17 protein-coding genes and 2 pseudogenes are annotated in these 18,223 nt (G+C 60.2%); 8 read left to right on the forward strand and 11 right to left on the reverse strand.

The features are described from left to right. Positions 1 to 48: 48 nt before the first annotated feature. From NLY42_RS30635 to NLY42_RS30670, 8 genes are all read right to left on the reverse strand, one after another. Complete coding sequence (locus NLY42_RS30635) at positions 49 to 1,467, reverse strand: NAD(P)/FAD-dependent oxidoreductase (protein ID WP_023753935.1); 1,419 nt, start codon at positions 1,465 to 1,467, stop codon at positions 49 to 51. Continuing rightward, positions 1,464 to 2,327, reverse strand: a complete 864-nt coding sequence (locus NLY42_RS30640) for a PfkB family carbohydrate kinase (protein WP_023695150.1) — start codon at positions 2,325 to 2,327, stop codon at positions 1,464 to 1,466. Before NLY42_RS30640 ends, NLY42_RS30635 begins: the two co-directional genes overlap by 4 nt. Continuing rightward, positions 2,324 to 3,178, reverse strand: a complete 855-nt coding sequence (locus NLY42_RS30645; protein WP_023686872.1) for a sugar phosphate isomerase/epimerase family protein — start codon at positions 3,176 to 3,178, stop codon at positions 2,324 to 2,326. The genes NLY42_RS30640 and NLY42_RS30645 overlap by 4 nt, the downstream gene beginning before the upstream one ends. 21 nt (positions 3,179 to 3,199) lie before the next feature. Continuing rightward, complete coding sequence (locus tag NLY42_RS30650; RefSeq protein WP_023753934.1) at positions 3,200 to 4,060, reverse strand: carbohydrate ABC transporter permease; 861 nt, start codon at positions 4,058 to 4,060, stop codon at positions 3,200 to 3,202. After that, positions 4,057 to 5,016 carry a carbohydrate ABC transporter permease gene (locus NLY42_RS30655; protein ID WP_023682778.1) on the reverse strand — a complete coding sequence of 320 codons (960 nt, stop codon included), beginning with the start codon at positions 5,014 to 5,016 and terminating at the stop codon, positions 4,057 to 4,059. Before NLY42_RS30655 ends, NLY42_RS30650 begins: the two co-directional genes overlap by 4 nt. Before the next feature lie 11 nt (positions 5,017 to 5,027). Then, complete coding sequence (locus NLY42_RS30660) at positions 5,028 to 6,350, reverse strand: ABC transporter substrate-binding protein (RefSeq protein ID WP_023753933.1); 1,323 nt, start codon at positions 6,348 to 6,350, stop codon at positions 5,028 to 5,030. Positions 6,351 to 6,378: 28 nt separating this feature from the next. Further along, positions 6,379 to 7,392, reverse strand: a complete 1,014-nt coding sequence (locus NLY42_RS30665; protein WP_023753932.1) for an SIS domain-containing protein — start codon at positions 7,390 to 7,392, stop codon at positions 6,379 to 6,381. A 173-nt stretch (positions 7,393 to 7,565) separates the two neighbouring features. Next, the gene (locus NLY42_RS30670; protein ID WP_023753931.1) at positions 7,566 to 8,588 is read right to left on the reverse strand and encodes a LacI family DNA-binding transcriptional regulator; all 1,023 of its coding nucleotides are present in this window, start codon (positions 8,586 to 8,588) and stop codon (positions 7,566 to 7,568) included. Positions 8,589 to 9,600: 1,012 nt separating this feature from the next. Here NLY42_RS30670 and NLY42_RS30675 point away from each other — a divergent pair. The 6 genes from NLY42_RS30675 (at position 9,601) to NLY42_RS30700 (ending at position 16,501) form a co-directional block, all read left to right on the forward strand. Beyond that, positions 9,601 to 10,680: a substrate-binding domain-containing protein gene (locus NLY42_RS30675; protein WP_023692318.1), complete on the forward strand. Its 1,080-nt coding sequence runs from the start codon at positions 9,601 to 9,603 to the stop codon at positions 10,678 to 10,680. A gap of 363 nt (positions 10,681 to 11,043) precedes the next feature. Further along, on the forward strand, positions 11,044 to 12,036 hold the full coding sequence (locus NLY42_RS30680; protein ID WP_023753930.1) for a substrate-binding domain-containing protein: 993 nt from the start codon (positions 11,044 to 11,046) through the stop codon (positions 12,034 to 12,036). 80 nt (positions 12,037 to 12,116) lie between these two features. Continuing rightward, the gene (locus NLY42_RS30685; RefSeq protein ID WP_023753929.1) at positions 12,117 to 13,631 is read left to right on the forward strand and encodes a sugar ABC transporter ATP-binding protein; all 1,515 of its coding nucleotides are present in this window, start codon (positions 12,117 to 12,119) and stop codon (positions 13,629 to 13,631) included. Further along, complete coding sequence (locus NLY42_RS30690) at positions 13,624 to 14,631, forward strand: ABC transporter permease (protein ID WP_023726211.1); 1,008 nt, start codon at positions 13,624 to 13,626, stop codon at positions 14,629 to 14,631. Before NLY42_RS30685 ends, NLY42_RS30690 begins: the two co-directional genes overlap by 8 nt. Continuing rightward, positions 14,628 to 15,653 (forward strand): ABC transporter permease, encoded by a 1,026-nt coding sequence (locus tag NLY42_RS30695; protein WP_023753928.1) that lies wholly within the window; start codon positions 14,628 to 14,630, stop codon positions 15,651 to 15,653. The genes NLY42_RS30690 and NLY42_RS30695 overlap by 4 nt, the downstream gene beginning before the upstream one ends. Continuing rightward, positions 15,650 to 16,501: a sugar phosphate isomerase/epimerase family protein gene (locus NLY42_RS30700; protein WP_023753927.1), complete on the forward strand. Its 852-nt coding sequence runs from the start codon at positions 15,650 to 15,652 to the stop codon at positions 16,499 to 16,501. Before NLY42_RS30695 ends, NLY42_RS30700 begins: the two co-directional genes overlap by 4 nt. Before the next feature lie 203 nt (positions 16,502 to 16,704). Here NLY42_RS30700 and NLY42_RS30705 read toward each other — a convergent pair whose 3' ends face one another. Next, positions 16,705 to 17,238, reverse strand: coding sequence for an ABC transporter permease (locus NLY42_RS30705; RefSeq protein WP_050591080.1), 534 nt, complete (start codon positions 17,236 to 17,238; stop codon positions 16,705 to 16,707). Positions 17,239 to 17,358: 120 nt separating this feature from the next. Here NLY42_RS30705 and NLY42_RS30710 point away from each other — a divergent pair, with 120 nt between their 5' ends. Beyond that, positions 17,359 to 17,688, forward strand: a complete 330-nt coding sequence (locus tag NLY42_RS30710) for a GMC oxidoreductase (RefSeq protein ID WP_023753926.1) — start codon at positions 17,359 to 17,361, stop codon at positions 17,686 to 17,688. Positions 17,689 to 17,698: 10 nt separating this feature from the next. Here NLY42_RS30710 and NLY42_RS32045 read toward each other — a convergent pair. Both NLY42_RS32045 and NLY42_RS30715 read right to left on the reverse strand, forming a co-directional pair. Beyond that, positions 17,699 to 17,823 (reverse strand): annotated as a pseudogene (locus NLY42_RS32045) (aldehyde dehydrogenase family protein); the annotation flags it as partial. Between the two features lie 16 nt (positions 17,824 to 17,839). Continuing rightward, complete coding sequence (locus NLY42_RS30715) at positions 17,840 to 18,004, reverse strand: hypothetical protein (protein ID WP_023704359.1); 165 nt, start codon at positions 18,002 to 18,004, stop codon at positions 17,840 to 17,842. Here NLY42_RS30715 and NLY42_RS30720 point away from each other — a divergent pair. Next, positions 17,964 to 18,217: pseudogene (locus NLY42_RS30720) on the forward strand (MBL fold metallo-hydrolase); the annotation flags it as partial. The gene NLY42_RS30715 and the pseudogene NLY42_RS30720 sit on opposite strands and share 41 nt — an antisense overlap. Between the last annotated feature and the right edge of the window lie 6 nt (positions 18,218 to 18,223).

Genomic DNA, 18,223 nt, shown 5'->3' on the forward strand with positions numbered 1-18,223 from the left:
CGTGCCGGCTCATGGTTTGAAGAGCGTGACGATGAGCCAGATGCCCGGCTACTTCTTGCGCCTGCCTGGCTTCAGGGCCGCCAAAAGACTGCTGATCCTGCCGGCCTTGCGGTTGCGGATCTCGGCCTCGTTCTTGCGGCGCACCGCGGCGCGGACAAGTCTGGCGCCGAGATAACGCAAAGGCTCGGGCGGCAGCGACATGCGCCGCTCGATGCCGACCAGACCGCTTTCGCTCCAGCGATCCTTTCGCTCGAGCACCAGGCTCGCCAGAATGCGTCCGGCTATCGGCGTCTGCGCGATGCCGGTGCCGTTAAATCCCATGCCGTAGAAGATATTGGGATAATCGCGCAGGTGGTCGAAGACAGGAACGTGTTCAGGCACGCAGTCGATCGGCCCCGACCAGTCATATTCGATCGCCACACCGCGCAGCGACGGGTAGACCCGATGCAGCTCTCGCATATTGTCGCGGCCGTGCTCCGGGCTGCGGTTGAAGCTTGCGCCGAAATTTCCACTGAAGGCGACGTTGCCGCTGCCACGACCGAAGACCACCCTGCCCCCGATGGTGCGCTGGTAGTAGAGCACCTGGGCCTGGGAATCGCAGATCGAGGCACCGTCGCGCCAGCCGATGCTGTCGAGCAGTTCGGGAACGGCGGCAGTGGCAATCACCTCGCTGCCGACGACATAAAGATGTCGCCGCAGTTCCGGCAGCGCGGAAAGCCAGGCGTTGGCGGCAAGCACGATTTTGTCAGCCCGTACCGCGCCATGCGCCGTGCGCACCGTGCATGTCATGCCGGGTTCGATGGCGAGGACCGGGCTGCGCTCATGGATGATGACGCCGCGTGCCAGTGCCAGCTTGCGCAATCCGATGGCAAGTTTGGCGGGATGGACCGTGCCGGCAGTGGTCTCGACGACGCCGACATAGGAGGCCGATGAACCGGTGCGGCGTTGAATGTCCTCGGCTGTCAGCGGGCTGAAACGGTTTTCTCCAACAACCGCCGTCAAGGCCACGGCGGTCTCCCAGGCGCCTTCCTGCGCAATGGAGCTTGCTGTCCACAACCATCCGTCCAGCCTCAGGTCCATGTCTATGGTGCCGTTTTGCTGCAGCGTCTTCAGCTCCGCGATCGATGCCACCGTGTCGGCGCACAGCAGGCGCGCTTCCTCGAGACCGACGACCGCACTGATCTGGTCGATTTCGGCGAACCATGAATGGACCTGACCGCCGTTGCGCCCCGAGGCCCCCGATCCGCACAGATCGGCTTCAAGGATCACCACCCGCGTTTGCGGCGCAAGTTCAAGGATCCGCAGCGCCGTCCACAGACCGGTATAGCCGCCACCGACGATCACCACGTCGGCGCGCTCGTCGCCTCGCAATGGCTCGGTCGCAGGGGCGGCGGCAATGTCCTGCAGCCAAAACGACCGGTCAGATGCAAGCGCGACCGCAGGCTGCCGCAAACGAATTGTACTCACGCTTGGGCTCCCTGCGCATCGACAATGAAGCTGGCATATTTGGCTGGCAGCCAATCGGGTATCGGACGCGGTCTCTGGGGAAACCCGCCAAGATGGGTGCAGGTCTGCGCCGCCGCGATCGACGCCCTGTGCAATGCCTCCAGGGCGCCGAGGCCGCCGAAATGGAAGCCGGCGAGGAAAGTGGCAATGAAACTGTCGCCGGCGCCACACGTATCCACGACATCGACAAGCGTCGCCGGCGCATGCACGACATTCGTGCCATCGTCGAAGTAGGAGCCGCGTCGACCACAGGTCAAAACTACCTGCCTTGCGCCGGCCGCCCTGAGCGCGCCCAGCGATGGCTCGATGGGAACATCGACATCGTCCGGTCCGGACGCAAACAAAAGCGGGACACCGTCGAGCGGCAGCGCCATATGGGCGGTCGATAGATCGATGCTGAACGGCACATGGTCCGCCACCAATCGTTGAACAAGGTGCTTGTTGGCGTTGGTGCCGAGATGCACCCAGTCGGCCGCGGCGATGACCGCATAATGCGCGGGCGCCGGCATGTAGTTTTCGCCCACACCGAAGGATTCGTGCAGGAACTTCCGGTCGCCGGATTCATCGCGCAGCAAGGTGACGGCCGTATCGCCGGGACGCCGTTCGACGTCGTCCGGAGATAGGCCGGCACCTTGCAGTTCGGCAAGCACCACGTCGCCTTCGGGATCGTTCCCGACGGCGCCGAAATAGCGCGCGGACCAGCCGTTGCGCCGCCATTGCGCCGCGACATTCAAGGCATTGCCGCCCACCGTCATCAAGTTGTTGGTCAAATAGGCATCAAGGCAATTGTCCCCGACCGCGATAAGCTTTTTCGACCTCATGCCGGCACCGTTGCGCGATCGATATACGGCGCGATGGCGCCAAGGCAGCGTGTCCAGGCTTTTACCGGATCGAGCGCGTAGGAGCCGTTGCCGAACGGCTCGAAGGTGAACTTACCGGCATAGCCGAGGCGCGCGAGTTCGCTGACATAGTGGTCGAGCGGCAGCGTGCCCTCCCCCCACACCAGATGCCCGCCTGGCGTGCCGTCGACCAGATGAACATGCGCCAGCCGCGAGCCGAACAGGTCGACATAGCCGGCCACGGTGTCGCCGGCCGTGGCCATGGCGACAGTGTCGAGCACGATATCGATATTGCCGGCGCCCACCTCATCCAGCATTTGGCGCAGGCCTGCCGCATTATTGACGAGGTTGCTCTCGAACCGCTGCAACGGCTCGAGCAGGCAGCGCACCCCGTTTGCGGCGGCGCGCCGGGCGATCTCGCCGATCGAACCGACCGCGCGGTCCCATGCCGGTTGCCGGGGTTCGCTCTCGTAGCCCCGGCCGGGCGTCAGGAAGAGATAGCGGGCGCCAAGCGCCGCGCAGATGTCGGCTGCACGCCAAAACCGCTCGATGCTGTCCTGGCGCAGTGCGGCGTCGCCGGAGGCAATGTTGATTGGATACAACACCTGCTCAGGCGTAAAGCACCAGGCCGACAGCTCGTTGTCGGCGAGTACCCGGCGAACGGATTCGACACGTGCGTCCGTGGCGTGGAACAGGTCCAGATGCTGGGCAATCCCCCACAGCTCGATCTCGCGCAGGCCAAAGCCTCGGATCGTCCTGGCGACCTCATCGAAGGGGAAGTGCTGGAAGCTGAAATTGGCTCCGATCAGCTGATGAGCAGCGAGCTGCGGCATGAAGGCTCCTTTCGGGAATTGTTATTTGCCGATGCCTTCGGCCAAGCCACGGATGAAGTAGCGTTGCGCGCCAAAGAACACGATCACGATAGGCAGCGCCGAGATCGTCATGGCCGCGAACACCACGGCATAGTTGGTCCCGTGGGTTGCCATGATCGACGTCAGTCCGACCGGCAGCGTCTGCACATCCGAGCCGCTCGTGAAGATCATGGCGAAGAGATATTCGTTCCAGGCGAACAGGACGTGCAGGATGACGCAGGAAATGATGATCGGCCGGCACAGCGGCAAGGTGATGCGCCAGAAGATCTGACCCTCGCTGGCGCCATCCATCGTCGCCGCCTCGTCGGTGTCTTCAGGCAGATCCAGCATGTAGGCGCGGATGAGGAAGGTGGTGAACGGCACACGGAACGCCGTGTAGAGAATGATCAGCGCCCAGTAGGTGTTGTAGAGACCGAGCGCCTGCAACATCTTCACCAGTGGAATGATCGCCACCGTGGGGCTCAGCATCAAGCCGCCCAGAACGATGGCGATAACCAGCGGCTTTGCCGGCATCTTGGTGCGGGTCAGGCCGAAAGCCGTCCAGGCGCTGATCAGCACGGTGCATATGGCCGAAGCGACGGTCACCAGCACCGAGACTGTCACGTAGCCACGCACGCCCTGGTTCCACGCTTGCACGTAATTGTTCCACGACCAATGGGTGGGCAGGGCGAAGGGATCGCCGAAGATCTGCGCATTGTCCTTGAAGCCGCTCAGCGCCATCCAGATCAGCGGATAGATGACGACGACACCAAGGCAGACCAGGAATGAATAGAGCAACGTCCTGGCGATGACCGACCACACATTGACGTGCCGGCTGCGACCGGCTGCGACCATCGCACTCATAGCTGCACCCGGCGGCGCTTGGTGTACCAGAGCTGTGCCGCACCTGTGAGCATGGTCAACATGAAGATGACGGCGGCGATCGCCGCGCCATAGCCGAAATTGTCCTCGATGAAGGCCTTCTGGTAGAGCCACGTGCCCAGCACCTGGCTGCTGTTGTTGGGCCCGCCTGCGGTCATCACCATGACCTCGTTGAACACCTGGAACGCGCCCGTGATGGTGACGATGATCATCAACCCCGTCATTTCCCGGGTCAGCGGAAAGGTGATGCTCCACAGGCGGCGAAGAGGACCCGCGCCGTCGATCGTTGCGGCATCGTAGAGGTCGCGCGGGATCTTCTGGATGGCGATGGCGAACAGCAGCGTCGAATAGCCAAAACCCTGCCATTGGCTCATGGCGATGATGGCATAGATGGCGGTGTGCTCATTGCCGAGCCAAGGCATGACGAGCTGGCTCAGTCCAACACGGCTGAGCGCGGCATCCAGCAAGCCGATCTGCGGCTGGTAGATGAAATAAAACAGCAGGCCGGTCACCGTGATCGAGATTGCCGACGGCACGAAATAGACGGCGCGCCACAGCCGGCGCCAGCTTTCGCTTTTCAGGTCCTCGATAATGGCCGCCAGCAGGAACGCGCCGAAGACCTGGAAGATGACGGAGATGAGAGCGTAGAGGCAGTTGTTCCACAGCGCCAGCAGCACGACCGGGTCATGCAGCAGCCGGTCGTAGTTGGCGAGGCCGACATTGGTGACCTCGCCGGTGTAGATGTCCTGGTCGGTGGTGCTGACGATGAAATTGTCGACGATCGGATAATAGACGAACCAGCCGATGAGGATGAGCGCGATCGCCGCCCATCGCAACGACAACAGGTTGGCGAAGCAGGCCCGCCGGCTCTTTGGCCGTTGCGGCCTGGCGACGCCGATGTCGGCGCCGCTGTCCACTGTGTCCGAGGCCCTTGCCATGCTCGCCTGCTTTATTTGGCCGCGGATGCGGCTTTGCGCACCTCGTCCATCACTTGCTCGGGCGTCATCGAGCCGCCCGCCAGCGCCTGCAGGCTGGACAGCCAGACGGCGGCGACGCGCGGTGGGTTGGCCGTATCCAGCCAGGGCATGAGGTATGAGGCGGCGTTGATATCCTTGAGGCCATCGACCACAGCCGCGCTCATGTTCGATTCCGAGGCGCCGCCGATGGTGGCGCTCGGCTGGCCATAGGATGGCGCAGACAAGACCTGCGCATTTTCCTTCGAGGTCACGAACTTCATGAAATCGATCGCCAGCGGGATGTTCTTCGATGCCGCATTGATCATGTAGCCCTCCGGCGCGCCCTCGATCGACTTGGCGTCACCCTTGGCGCCGGCGGGCACCGGCAGCCGGAAGAATCCGAAATCGGCGGGCTTTAACGCCGACTCCGGCGTGGCGGCCTGATCGAACTCGATGATTTCCTGGTAGTACATGGCCGACTGGGCGTTGGTGAAGGCCTGGAGAGCCGAGGCATAGGATGTGCCGTTGACGCCGGCGCCATCGGTGCAGCGCTCGACAAGCTGGCTGAACTGCTTGAGTGCTGCGACATAGCCTGGATCGCTGTATTGGGCGGTGGCCGGATCGAAGTCGCGTTCCAGCGTTGCCTGCGGCACGTTGTAGGCGAGCAGCTGGCCTGCAAAGTGGATCGCCGGCCAAGCCTCCTTGTTGCCGAAGGAGATCGGTGTCACGCCGGATTTGCGGATGGCGTCGCAGCTGGTCAGCAAGTCCTCGAAAGTGGCGGGTGCCTTGAGGCTGAGCTTGGCGAAGATCTGCTTGTTGTAGCCCATGAACTTGGCATCCTGGTAAAGCGGAATGCCATAGAACTTGCCGTTGTACTGGAACGCCTTGACGGCGGCTGGAGACAGCGACTTGCCCCACTCGGTATCGGCAGCAATGACGGGCGTGAGATCAACGGCGCGATTGCCGCGCACGAAATTGCCACCCCAGCTGCCTGTCCAGGAGAAATAGATATCGGGCAGCGAGTTGGAAGCGACCAGCGTCTTGGTCTTGCCCTTCACGCTGTCGTCGCTCTCCTGGATAAGTTCGACCTTCACATCCGGATGGAGCTTCTCATAGGCCTGTGCCAGGTTGACGAAATAGGGCGACAGCTGTTGCAGCCCGAACTTGGTCAGGACCGAAAGCGTGCCGGTGTATTCCACCTTGGCGTTTGGGTCGGCCGTGACAGCCGGCGAAGCGGCGGAACTGCCGCTTATCGACAACCCCAATGATGATACCGCGGCCACCGTGACCGCCACGACTTGCAGCGAACGTTTCATGGATAGCTCCTTCAGAGGTAAGAGGGGATCAATATTCCACGCGTTTGTAGTAGCGACGGGTGGTCAGCGGGTGGTTGCGCAGCACCTCGAGATGGGCGCTCAGCCGCTCGAGCAAGGTGGCGAGCAGAACCGGCGAGATCATGCCGCGGACCTTTGCGGAGATGCCCGGCAACTTGACCGAGGCCGCGTCCAGCGTGCGAACGCGGTCCGTGTAGCGCCTGGCGAAGTTCTCGACCCGGTCGGCCAGGGGCCGAAGGGCATCTTCGCCCTTGAACACGAAAACGCTGACGCCCGGCTCGACCAACTCGAGCGTACCGTGGAAGAAGTCGGCGGCGTGCACCGGGCGGGTGCGAATCCACTGCATCTCTTCGAGGATGCACATGCCGTAATAGTGTGCCTCCGGCCACACCGAGCCGGCGCCGGTGAAGATGTGATAGGTATCGTCCTTGATTGTATGGGCCAGTTCGGCCGCCCTATCCTCAAAGGCAGCCTTGGCGTCGGCAAGCAGATCCGGCAGCAGTTTGAGTTCGGCGACAGTGCCATCAAAATCATCATATTCGCCGCGCTCTTCCAGCAGGGCCAGGACGATCAGCAGCGTCTGCAGGTAGAAGGATTCCGACGAGGTGTCGTCTTCGGCGAAGTTCGTGAAATTGTGGTCAGCCTCCCGTGCGATTGGCGTATCCGAATGGCCGGTGAGCGAAATCGTGCGCACACCACGTTTTTTCAGAAAGGCCATGAGCTCGACGCCTTCCTTGGTCGTGCCCGACAAGGACGGGATGACCACCACGTCCTTGCTGTCGAGACCGGCGGGCGGATCGATCACGACCTGCGCCGGATAGGCACCGCTCACCGGGAAGGTAGAACAGCGCTGCGCCAACTCGATCGCGGGCAAGGTTAGAAGCTGCACGCCGCCGGTGCCCATGAAAAACAGCCGCTCGACGCCATCTGCCAGCAGTGTGCGCATGAGTGAGCGAACCTCACCTGCGACGGCGACGGCCCCGCTTTGGATCTTCACGAAGCGGTCCCTATCGAAGTTCAGCATGACGTTTTCCTTGTATTTCGCATGTGACAGGCCTCTAGCCCGCCTTAGGCGTCGGTGGGCCGTCTAGCTCGTTTTTCCGATGTGAGATCGATCTCACAAGCAATAATGGGCACGCAATTTCGCCAATGGCAAGTCCTTTAGACGAAATTCTCCGAAATCGAGGGGTTTGCTCTTTAGCGCACAGCGCGCCGGGCAACCGATCCGCGTACGATCAAGCGGGTCTGAAATCGGGTACGGCGCGGTGCAACCTTTTTGCCGGCAAGCCGCTCCAGCAGATATCTGGCGGCGAGCGGTCCGATCTCGGAGATGGGTTGCGCCACGACCGTTATCTGCGGATCGGTGAACGTGGCGAGGTTGAAGTCATCGAAGCCAACCACCGACACATCATGCGGAATCGAGAGCCCCATTGAACGCAGGCCAAGAAGCGCGCCTTGCGTCATGAGGCTGTCCACCGTGAACAGTGCGGTCGGGCGATTGCGCCGGCTGAACAGGCGGATCGTGGCTTCGATGGCGTGCTCGACGGTCGAGCGCGATACGCCGATGAGCGCTTCATCGATTGCGATCCCATGCGAGTGGAGCGAGTTTTGGTAGCCAGCCAAGCGTTCCTGTGCCGTAAAGATGCGTGACTCGTCGCGCAAAAGACCGATCCGGTGGTGACCGTTGCCAACCAGATAGTCCACTGCCTCGCGTGCCCCGCCCTCGTTGTCGACGACGACGCTGTCGCATTGCAGGTCCTTTACCACGCGGTCGATGAGCACGATCGGTGCGCCTTCGCGGGCCAGTTGCACGATATGGTGGCTGTCGGTTGCAGACGTTGGGGCAAGGATGAAGCCGCGAATGCTGAGCGAGCGAAGGCTCTCAAGCAGTTCTTTCTCCTGTTCTACATTCTCCTCGCTGCTGGCAATCAGAAGATTGTGGCGGTGCTTGCGCAGTTCCACCTCTATGTCGTGCGCGATTCGGGCGAAGAACGGATTCTGGATATCGCCGGGCACGAAGCCTATGATCGGCAATTGTCCGCTGCGCAGCGCCTGCGCGACGAGGTTGGCCCGATAGCCCAGCCTTTCGGCTGCCTCAACCACGCGGAGCGCCGTCTCGTCGCCAACGTAACCATAGCTGTTGAGCGCCCGGGCGGCCGTGGCGCGCGACACCTTAGCCGCTGCGGCAACGTCCTTTAGTGTGATTCCTTTCTGGGCCACAGGTAACCGTCCTTCTTGGATCTGAACATTGCGTCAGATCATCCTCGGCTCGTCTTGCCGGCATCGTTGTGCGGCATATCGGACGATTCTCAAACTGCGAACATAGCTTTCGCAACTCCTTGCCACCTAATCGAGATACGCGCGCTGTTTGGCTATCTGGAAATTTGATCCACGAATGCACCTACATGTTGTGCAGTCAGTTCATTGCCTTGCACTGCCAGCATACGGCAATGAGTTCACGCCATGGTCCAGGCGGCCTCCCTGGCATCGATCATAACACCGATGGAGACGACTAGCCTTGCCGCCAAACTCGTCCAGCGATTGGAGGCGAGCTTTCAAAAAGGTCGAGCCAGACGCTCAAGGCCCGCTGCACGGAGAGCCATAGGCTGGGAGACTCTGAGCAAATCGGGAATCTGAGTCGCTTGCTCTGAACCGTCGGCATCATGCTGCTAACCGGTTTTGATCCTCCGGGGCTCCGCATTGGCAATAGCGACGAAAATGCTGTCGAGCAGACCCTTGTCGCGGAAGGAACTTGCCAAGCAAGGGCACCTCGGCCAAGTACGCAAACAACGCCCGGAGACGAGGCGCATCCGGCAGCACCCTTTTGGGGCCAGATAGAGACTCAGAAACCCAAAGCTTTCATCTTCCCGCTATTAAAACGGAGGACTCGATCGTGACGCGTGCGCCCGACCATCGCCAACGGTGGGCTCCAAACTGATCGAAACTTCTCGTCGACCTTTGCAAGGTGATTGATCATCGGGGAGACCAAAGCCGAAACACTGGGGTTGGTGTCTCCAGTGACGCTGAACGAAGCTTCAGGGAAAATCCCAAATCTGCCGATTTCCCTGGCGCTGTCATTGCAACGATCGAGACAATCAGGGAGACCGGACCGGAGGCACGAGACGCCGCGTCCTTCCGTGGGGTCGCTCCTCCAAACCGTTTGACGCAATTTAGAGATGTTGCCTTGACCCCGCACTAGCGTCTACTGCATCTCCCAGCGGGAGCGTCACCAATGGCGAGAAAGTCTGTCCGACGCAAGTCAACGATTTATGATATCGCGGTGGCGGCAAAGTCGTCCCCGACCGCCGTCAGTCTCGTCCTCAATGGCTCGTGGCAACAGCACCGGATCAAGGCGGAAACCGCAGCGACCATCCTCGATTGGGCTGAGCGGCTTGGCTATGCTGTCAACCTCAAGGCACGAGGATTGCGGCTTTCCCGATCCGGACTCGCTGGAATGATCTTGCCACATTACCGCAATCGCTTCTTCGCCGGATTGGCCGAAGCCTTTGAAGCGGAATCCCGCGTCCACCGCTTGTGCCCGATCGTCGTCAGCACCCATCGCAATCCTGATAACGAGTTGAGTGTGACGGAAACCCTGCTGGCTCAGCAGGTGGAATTTCTCTTCCTTGCGGGCGTTCGTGACCCCGATCCGCTGAATGATCTGTGCCGGGCAGCGGGCGTCCGGTGCATCAACATCGATCTGCCAGGCCGCCGGGCTCCCTCAGTTGTTTCTGACAACTACGGGGGCGCCAAGGCGCTCACAGAGATCATTGTTCAGAAATTGAAAGAACGAGGGGGCTCCACCGAAGATCTCTTCTTCTTTGGCGGGGTCAGCGATGATGACGCAACACGTAGCCGTTTGCTGGGTTTTCACGATGCGCTGGCAGCGCATGGGATTGTTACGGGCCCGGGCACGATTGACTGCTGCGGATACGCACCGACCAACGCTGCTCGGTCTCTCGCTGCACGATACGCTCAGCTTGGGCATCTGCCCTCAGGTATGTTCGTCAACGGCGTGACCGCTCTTGAAGGAACATTGCGGTTCACTTCGACACTAGCCTCAAGTGAGCTTGGACGGGTTGTTGTCGGAAGCTTCGACTGGGATCCATTCGCGGCGCATTTGCCCTTCGATGTGACCATGGTCCGACAGAATGTCGAGGTGATGATTGCTGAAGGATTTTCGCTTCTCGAGAATTATTCGATAGACCACTTTCCGCTGGTGACCGTACCGACCAGCTTTGGGCGAACCGGAGAGCATGACGGCGCCCAAGAAGATTGGGATTCGGCATCCAAATCGAGCATCGACCACTAGCAATTCTTTGTCACGAGACATCGTTGCAGAAGTTCAACTCCGTTCATCAGCACCTCGGATCTGGGTAGCACCGCCTCCACCCAAGGCTCGCGGGCGATCGCATGTCGTTCTACGGGTGCAGCCTGAGTGCGAGGGGCGGATCGTTTACATCAATCGAGAAATGTTTTTAGACGCTGGTGGCGTGACCGCCTTGCTAAATCTATTTAGCACCTTGACCGGCCGGCATTCAAAGTCTTTTATGGCGCGTTCTGGGAGGAATGCGGCGCCGAGTGCGTCAATGCCGTCGGGCACAAAGGGGTGGGCCAAACAAAGCCGACATGGGCAATAGGCAACTGAAAAACTCGTCAATTAGGGAGGAATTAAATGTTAGCAAAAACTATACTCGCGGCAGCGTTCGGCGCAGCCCTTTCGGTCGCCACAATGAATGCTGCGCTGGCAAAGGACGTCAAGGTTGGAGTTGTCGTGAAGATCGGCGGCATTCCCTGGTTCAATGCCATGGAAACGGGAATAAAGGAAAAGTCGAAAGAGCTTGGCGACGACGGCTTCATGGTCGGGCCGACCAGCGCCGACCCGGCACTTCAGGTCCGCGCGATCGAAGACCTGATAGCTCAGGGCGTCAGCGTAATTGGCGTCGTGCCGAATGATGCAAACGTTCTCGAGCCGGTTCTAAAAAAGGCGCGCGACACGGGCATCAAGGTCATAACCCATGAATCGCCAGACCAGGTGAACGCTGATTGGGACTTCGAAATGGTCTCGGCCGTTGGTTTCGGTGAGGCCCATGCCAAGCTATTTGCCGAGAAAATGGGCGGCAAAGGCAAGTACGTTGTGTACGTAGGTTCTCTTACTGTGCCCGCACACAATGCCTGGGCCGATGCTGCAATCGCCTACCTGAAGAAGAACTTTCCCCACATGCAGATGGTTGGCGACAGATATGGCGTCGCCGAGAGCGCCGATGACAGCCGAAAGACGGCTCTGGATGTGCTTGCCGCCAATCCTGACCTCGGCGGCTTCCTGACGTTCGGCAGTCAGGGACCGATCGGCGCCGGACGCGCGATCGAGGAGCAGAAGCTTGGTGACAAGGTGGTTCTTGTCGGTTCATTCTCGCCTAGCCAAGGCAGCGCAATGCTCAAATCCGGCATTATTGACGGCGGCTATATGTGGAATCCTCTGGAAGCGGGCAAAGTATTCGTAACGATGGCTGATTTTCTGGCGGGCGGTGGTGAAATTACCGACGGCATGACGATCGAAGGTCTGGGTGTCGTTCACCCTGACTTCAAAACCGGCACCATCATCGTGGACGCTGTGCAGCCTATCACGGTCGAAACGGTCGATGGTCTTGCAGCCCTAGGGCTTTAGATGGCGGACCATGGCTGGCGTGCCGGGGTGGCAAATCAATCCCGGCACGCCCCATCCTTGTCATTTCAGAAGGGCCCGCCGTGAACCTCGTCGCGTCTACGACGCAGGACCTCCCATCGGTTCTGTCGTTTAGCAACATAAGCGTCACATTTGGTGGCGTTAGAGCCCTCCAGGATGTCGCCTTCGAGGTTCTCCCGGGTGAAGTGCAATGCATCGCCGGTGAGAACGGCAGCGGCAAGAGCACCCTGATCAAGGTAATCACCGGCGTTTGTCAGCCGCTAGCCGGCGCAAACATGTCGATCGCCGGAAAGTCTGTCGACATCATGTCGCCGGCTGCGGCGCGCAGCGCCGGGGTGGAAGTCATCTGGCAGGACCTCGCACTGTTTCCTGAAATGACAGTCGCGGAAAATATCGGGATCAGAACTGTCCTCGGCAACATGCCTCGGCTCGTCGATCATTCGCGCATTCGCGAGGTGGCGCGAGGGCTGTTGGCGCGGCTTGGCGCCGCCCTCGATGTCGACGCGCCTCTGCGTAGCTTTGCAATCGCCCAACGTCAGATCGTCGCCATCGCCCGGGCGCTCGCCGGCGATGCGAAGGTTATTTTCATGGACGAGCCCACATCGTCGCTTACTCAATCGGAAACAGACCGGTTGCTCGCGATCGTTCGAACACTCTCGAATGAAGGCATGGCCATCGTCTTCGTCAGCCATCGCCTTGCAGAAGTTCTGGAGATCTCAAGTCGCGTCACCGTTCTGCGCGACGGTAAGGTCGTTGGAGTGTTCCCGACCGCCGGAATGACCCAATCACGCCTCACCGAACTAATGACCGGCAAGACTTTCGACCAAACCGTGAGCACGAGAAACCTTAGTGGATCACCCGTCGTGTTGAAGATCGATCGATTGACCCGCGCAGGCGACTATGACGACGTTTCGCTGACAATACGGCGAGGTGAAACGCTTGGCCTGACCGGGCTACTCGGCGCCGGTCGCACAGAACTCGCGCTTTCTATTTTCGGCATGCTGCGCCCAGACGGCGGCAGCATCGCACTCAACGGGACGGTTCTTCATCTGAACTCCAACCGCGACGCAATCCGCGCGGGTATTGGATATCTCTCCGAAGACCGCTTGTCCCTTGGTCTCATACAAGCTCAGTCCATCGCCGACAACGCCGTTATCCCGGTGCTCGACAAGATCCTTGATCGAGGGCTGATCTCCTCGGAGAAGAAGGACGCGCTCGTCAATCATTGGATCGAGGAATTGGCGATAAAAGTCGGGCGGCAGACCGATGCGATTTCCACGCTCTCGGGCGGCAACCAGCAAAGGGTGGCCATCGCCAAATGGCTGGCGGTCGGCCTGAAACTGATCATTCTTGATTCGCCAACCGTGGGGGTGGACGTTGGCGCGCGGGCCGGCATCTTCGAGATTGTCGCCAAGCTCGCTGCCGAAGGCCTGGCGATTCTGCTGATATCCGATGAAGTGCCGGAGGTCTATTTCAACGCCGATCGTATCCTTCATATGGCTGCGGGCAAGATAGTCGCCGAATACGATCCGCACGCCATCCCGCTCGGTGACCTGGAAGCTGCCGTCTATGCGTAACCGCGGCAAGCTCTTCCGGGCTCATCCCACCGAGACATGGCTCGTTGTGGTTCTTCTCATCATGAGCGCAGGTCTCTCGGTTGCGAGCGACAAATTCTTCACCATTGCCAATCTCTTCAACCTGCTCAACACAAGCTCGACAAATCTGATCTTCGCGGTTGGGCTGCTGGTGGTGTTGATCGCGGGAGGCATCGACATCTCCTTCGCTGTGGCCGCGTCAGTGGTTCAATACGTCGTGGCGCTGGCTCTAGCCCAAATGGGAGGTGGTGATTGGTTCATCGGCCTCACCTTGGCGGCAATTGTCGGGATCACCCTGGGTGCGGTGAACGCCGGCCTCATCTACTATTTCCAGATCATTTCAATCGTTGTCACCATCGCCACCTTCAATATTTTTTTCGGCCTGCTGATGTTCTTCACGCACGGTGTATCGATCTACAATCTGCCTGCATGGTGGACGCATCGCACTGTGCTTTTCGAGTTCAAACAGGCGAATGGCAATTGGGCCGAGCTAACACTGCCGGTTGCGATCATGGCGGTCTGCGTCGCCGCCACCTGGGGGCTTATCCGGTATACCACCACGGGACGGCAGCTATACGCTTTTGGCGACAACCCGGAGGGCGCCCGTCGCCTCGGTATCAACATCGCGGCGATGCACTTCATTGCCTTCGGCTGGCTTGGTTTGATGGCCGGGATCGCGGGACTTGTGCAGGTGCACTATTCCCAGGAAGTCGTGCCCAACGCATTGGTGGGGCGCGAGCTGGACGTGCTGGCAGCGGTAGTCCTTGGCGGTGCCAGACTGGGTGGCGGGCGCGGCACCGTGCTCGGTTGCATCCTTGGCGTGTTTCTTGTGTCGGTGACGCAAAACGGGCTGAACCTCCTCGGCATCTCTCCCTATGCTTTCAAGATGATCGTCGGGGCGATCATCTTGATTGCCATCACGCTGTCCAACGCGCCGCTCGGGCATATCCTCGCGGGCTTGCGGCAGAGGATGGGTACATGACGCAGCGCGTGCTCGAAACTGGAGCGCTACGGCACGAATTCTTGCGCCGTCTTGCCGGCACGTTGGGCGCCGAGAATATCGGACTTTTGCTGGCATTGATTTTGGTGATTGCATTCTTCGGATCTCTCTCGCCGCGATTCCTGTCCAAAGCTACCTTTGAATCGGTGGCCTTCCAGTTGCCTGAACTTGGACTGCTTACGCTCGCGATGTTGATGCCGATCATCTCGGGCGGCATCAATCTCGCCGTGACGTTCACGGCCAATCTCTGTGGCCTCACGCTCGCCTGGGTTCTTCAGGCCAACGGAGGACCGGACGCAAGCATCTATGCCTTTCTACTCGGTTCCGTTCTTGCGGTCGGCGTTGGCACGGCAAGCGGCTTGGTCATGGGCCCGGTGATAGCCTATACCGGCGCGCACCCCATCCTCGTTTCGCTCTCGGTGATGATTTTCCTGCGCGGCCTTGGCGAGTTTCTGACCCGCGGCGCCGATATTTCGGGCTTTCCCGAATTCATCCAGCCCCTGGGTCACGGCAGCATCGTCGGCATTCCTGTCCCGCTGCTGATACTGCTCGGCGCAGTCATCGTCTGGCATGTCTTGATGACCCGAACCAGGCTTGGCTTTTCCAACTATATGGTCGGCTCCAACATCGAGGCGACGCGCTATTCCGGCATCTCGACGCGACGCGTGATCATTCTGATCTACGCGCTGTCTGGCGCCATGTGTGCGTTGGCCGGCATTATCATGATGGCACGATTCAATTCCGTCCGTGTCGGCCATGGCGAGTCCTATGTGCTGATTACGGTGCTTGCCTGCTTCTTGGGCGGGGTGAATCCGTTTGGCGGCTTCGGCAAGGTCGTTTCGGTCTTCCTAGCCCTCATCGTTTTGCAGTTGCTTTCTTCGGGACTGAATCTCTTGGGCGCCAGCCAGCACCTGGCCACAGCCATTTGGGGCATCATGCTGATCGGCGTCATGATCTTGCGGTGGGCTGCCGGGCAGCTCAATTTCATGAGGATAACACGATGAAGGGTTTTGGCGTTCATACGAGCATGTGGACGAGTGGTTGGTCCGTAGAGGGCGCCGAGCACACTGTAGCGGCGGTGAAAAAATACGATCTCGATTTCATTGAAATTTCGCTGGCCGATCCATTTTCTTGCGATGCCGATCACACCCGCAAGCTGCTGGCGGCAAATGGCATGCAGGCGGTGTGCTCGCTAGGGTTGCCCGAACATGCTTGGGCATCGCGCCACCCACAGGAAGCGATTGACTTTCTCAAGGTGGCTATCGACAAGACGGCCGACATCGGAGCCCAGGCGCTGTGCGGCGTAATCTATGGCGGCATCGGCGAGCGTACTGGCGTGCCACCTACGCAGGACGAACTTGATAACATTGCGAAAGTGATGACGTCCGCCGCCGCGCAAGCCAAGTCTCGCGGCATCGAACTCGGTGTCGAAGCCGTGAACCGCTACGAGAACCACATCATCAACACCGCGGCTCAGGCGGTGGCTTTGATCGAACGAGTGGGCGCCGACAATATGTTCGTGCACCTTGATACCTACCACATGAATATCGAGGAAAAGGGCATGGGCAACGGCATTATCACCGCCCGCGATTACCTCAAATATATCCATCTCTCCGAGTCTGATCGCGGCACCCCAGGCGAGGGCAATTGCAATTGGGATGAGACGTTCGCAACGCTGGCCGCGATCCGCTTCAAGGGCGGGCTCGCGATGGAGAGCTTCATCAACATGGATCCGCGTCTGGCCTTTGGCCTCAGCGTGTGGCGTCCGGTGGCCGAGAGTGAAGCGGTTGTAATGGGCAACGGTCTGCCGTTCTTGCGCAACAAGGCACGGCAGTACGGGCTGATCGCATAAGTTACATCGCCATGCGAGATCGAAACTCGGCACATCATGAGCCGACTGCATCGACATTGCGGCGACTGCCTTCGAAGCAGGAGCCGCTCGAGAGGCAATATTGCGGCGTTTTAGATCCCGGCCTTCGGCTGCCCCCGGGCGCAAGCAGCCAACCGGTCGGCGATCGCAACTGCCGTGAACAACCTATTTCACCGGCTCGGGCATCACAGCCTACCTTCGGCGGTTGCGAGCCGGCCCCGCATCAATTCGCGGCGCTTTCGAAACTCTGTGTATTCCTGGTCGGCCAGTACCCCGATCTGGATCACCGATCCACTCACGGCAAAGTTGAGTGAGGAGGGAATGCCTAGAAGATTGACAAGGTTCTGAAGCACCTGCAGCAAGATCGTTCCAAGCACCACACCAATGATTGAGCCTTCCCCGCCCCGCAACGAGAACCCTCCAAGGACGGCGGCGGCGATCGCGTAGAGCTCGTAGAAATTGCCGTGCGAGCTAGGCAGGATCGAGCGTGTGTACATTGCGAGAAAGATGGATGACAGCGCCGTCAGCCCGGCGCAGATCACATAGGCGCAGATGATAACCCGGCCGGTACGGATTCCCGAAAACCGCGCGGCCTCTTCATTTTTGCCGACGGCGTAGAGGTATAGTCCGAAGGCGGTACGGTGCAGAACGACCAACATCACCGCCGCCAGGACAAGCAGGAAGACAAAAGAATGAGGAATGGGAATGGAGGTAGGCATTGTTGGTAAGAACCGAAACCAGATCGGTGCGACCGGTGGTGAGATATTCCAGATCCTCGAAGCGGGTTTCGTAGGGAAAGCCTGCCGTCGCATCTTGGTGTTGCCCTGCTGCTCGCCGGCATGAAGATCGCCCGCACCATCCTGCGTCAGCCGGCCCTGCAGGCGGTGATCGCCGAGGAGCTGTCGCCGGGCGGGGCCGCCGACCTTTCCGATCAATCCATAACAGACCACATCCTCGAACATGCCAAGACGGTCTATCACCCCTGCGGCACCTGCCGGATGGGTAGCGATGACCAGGCGGTGGTCGACCCGCAATTGCGCGTGCGCGGCGTGCCGCGCCTACGCATCAGCGACGCCTCGATCATGCCGCGTCTCATCAGCGGCAACACCAACGCGCCGGTGATCATGATCGCCGACCGCTGCGCCGATTTCATCCTCGGCAGCGCTTAGCGAGAAACGGTCAGCCGAGAGAAATCCAGGCTGTTTTGAGAGGGTGTATCTGTCCAGCGCATGCAGCGACTTGTCGCGACCGAAGCCGGACAGCTTGACGCCGCCGGGCGGCACGGTGATGTCGGCGCCGCCATACATTGCATAGGTCCTATCAAATCGAGACTGGGATAGCGGTGCCAACGCGCTGCTGTTGGCCGCCAGAAAGCTGGTGCGGATACGCCTGGAGAAATTCAGGCGATGCAGGCAACTTCACCAGACGCAGCAGCTCCAGCAGCATCCATGACGGCGCCGAAGTCGCGCCCGGCTTCCAGATCATCGCTGCGCCGGCCACACGCCCGGCCACTCGGTCTACCTCGCAAACTACGGCAAGGAACAGCGCATGATTTCGGCCGACACGATGTATGTGCCAGCGCTGCTGGCGCCGCATCCGGAGTGGCAAGGCAGCTACGACCAGGACGGGCCGATGGCGATCACCACGCGGCACAAGCTGATCGATCGCGTGATTGCCGACAACATCCGGATCTCGGGCGGGGGC

The sequence above is a fragment of the Mesorhizobium sp. C372A genome, assembly GCF_030323245.1.
Classification (GTDB): domain Bacteria; phylum Pseudomonadota; class Alphaproteobacteria; order Rhizobiales; family Rhizobiaceae; genus Mesorhizobium.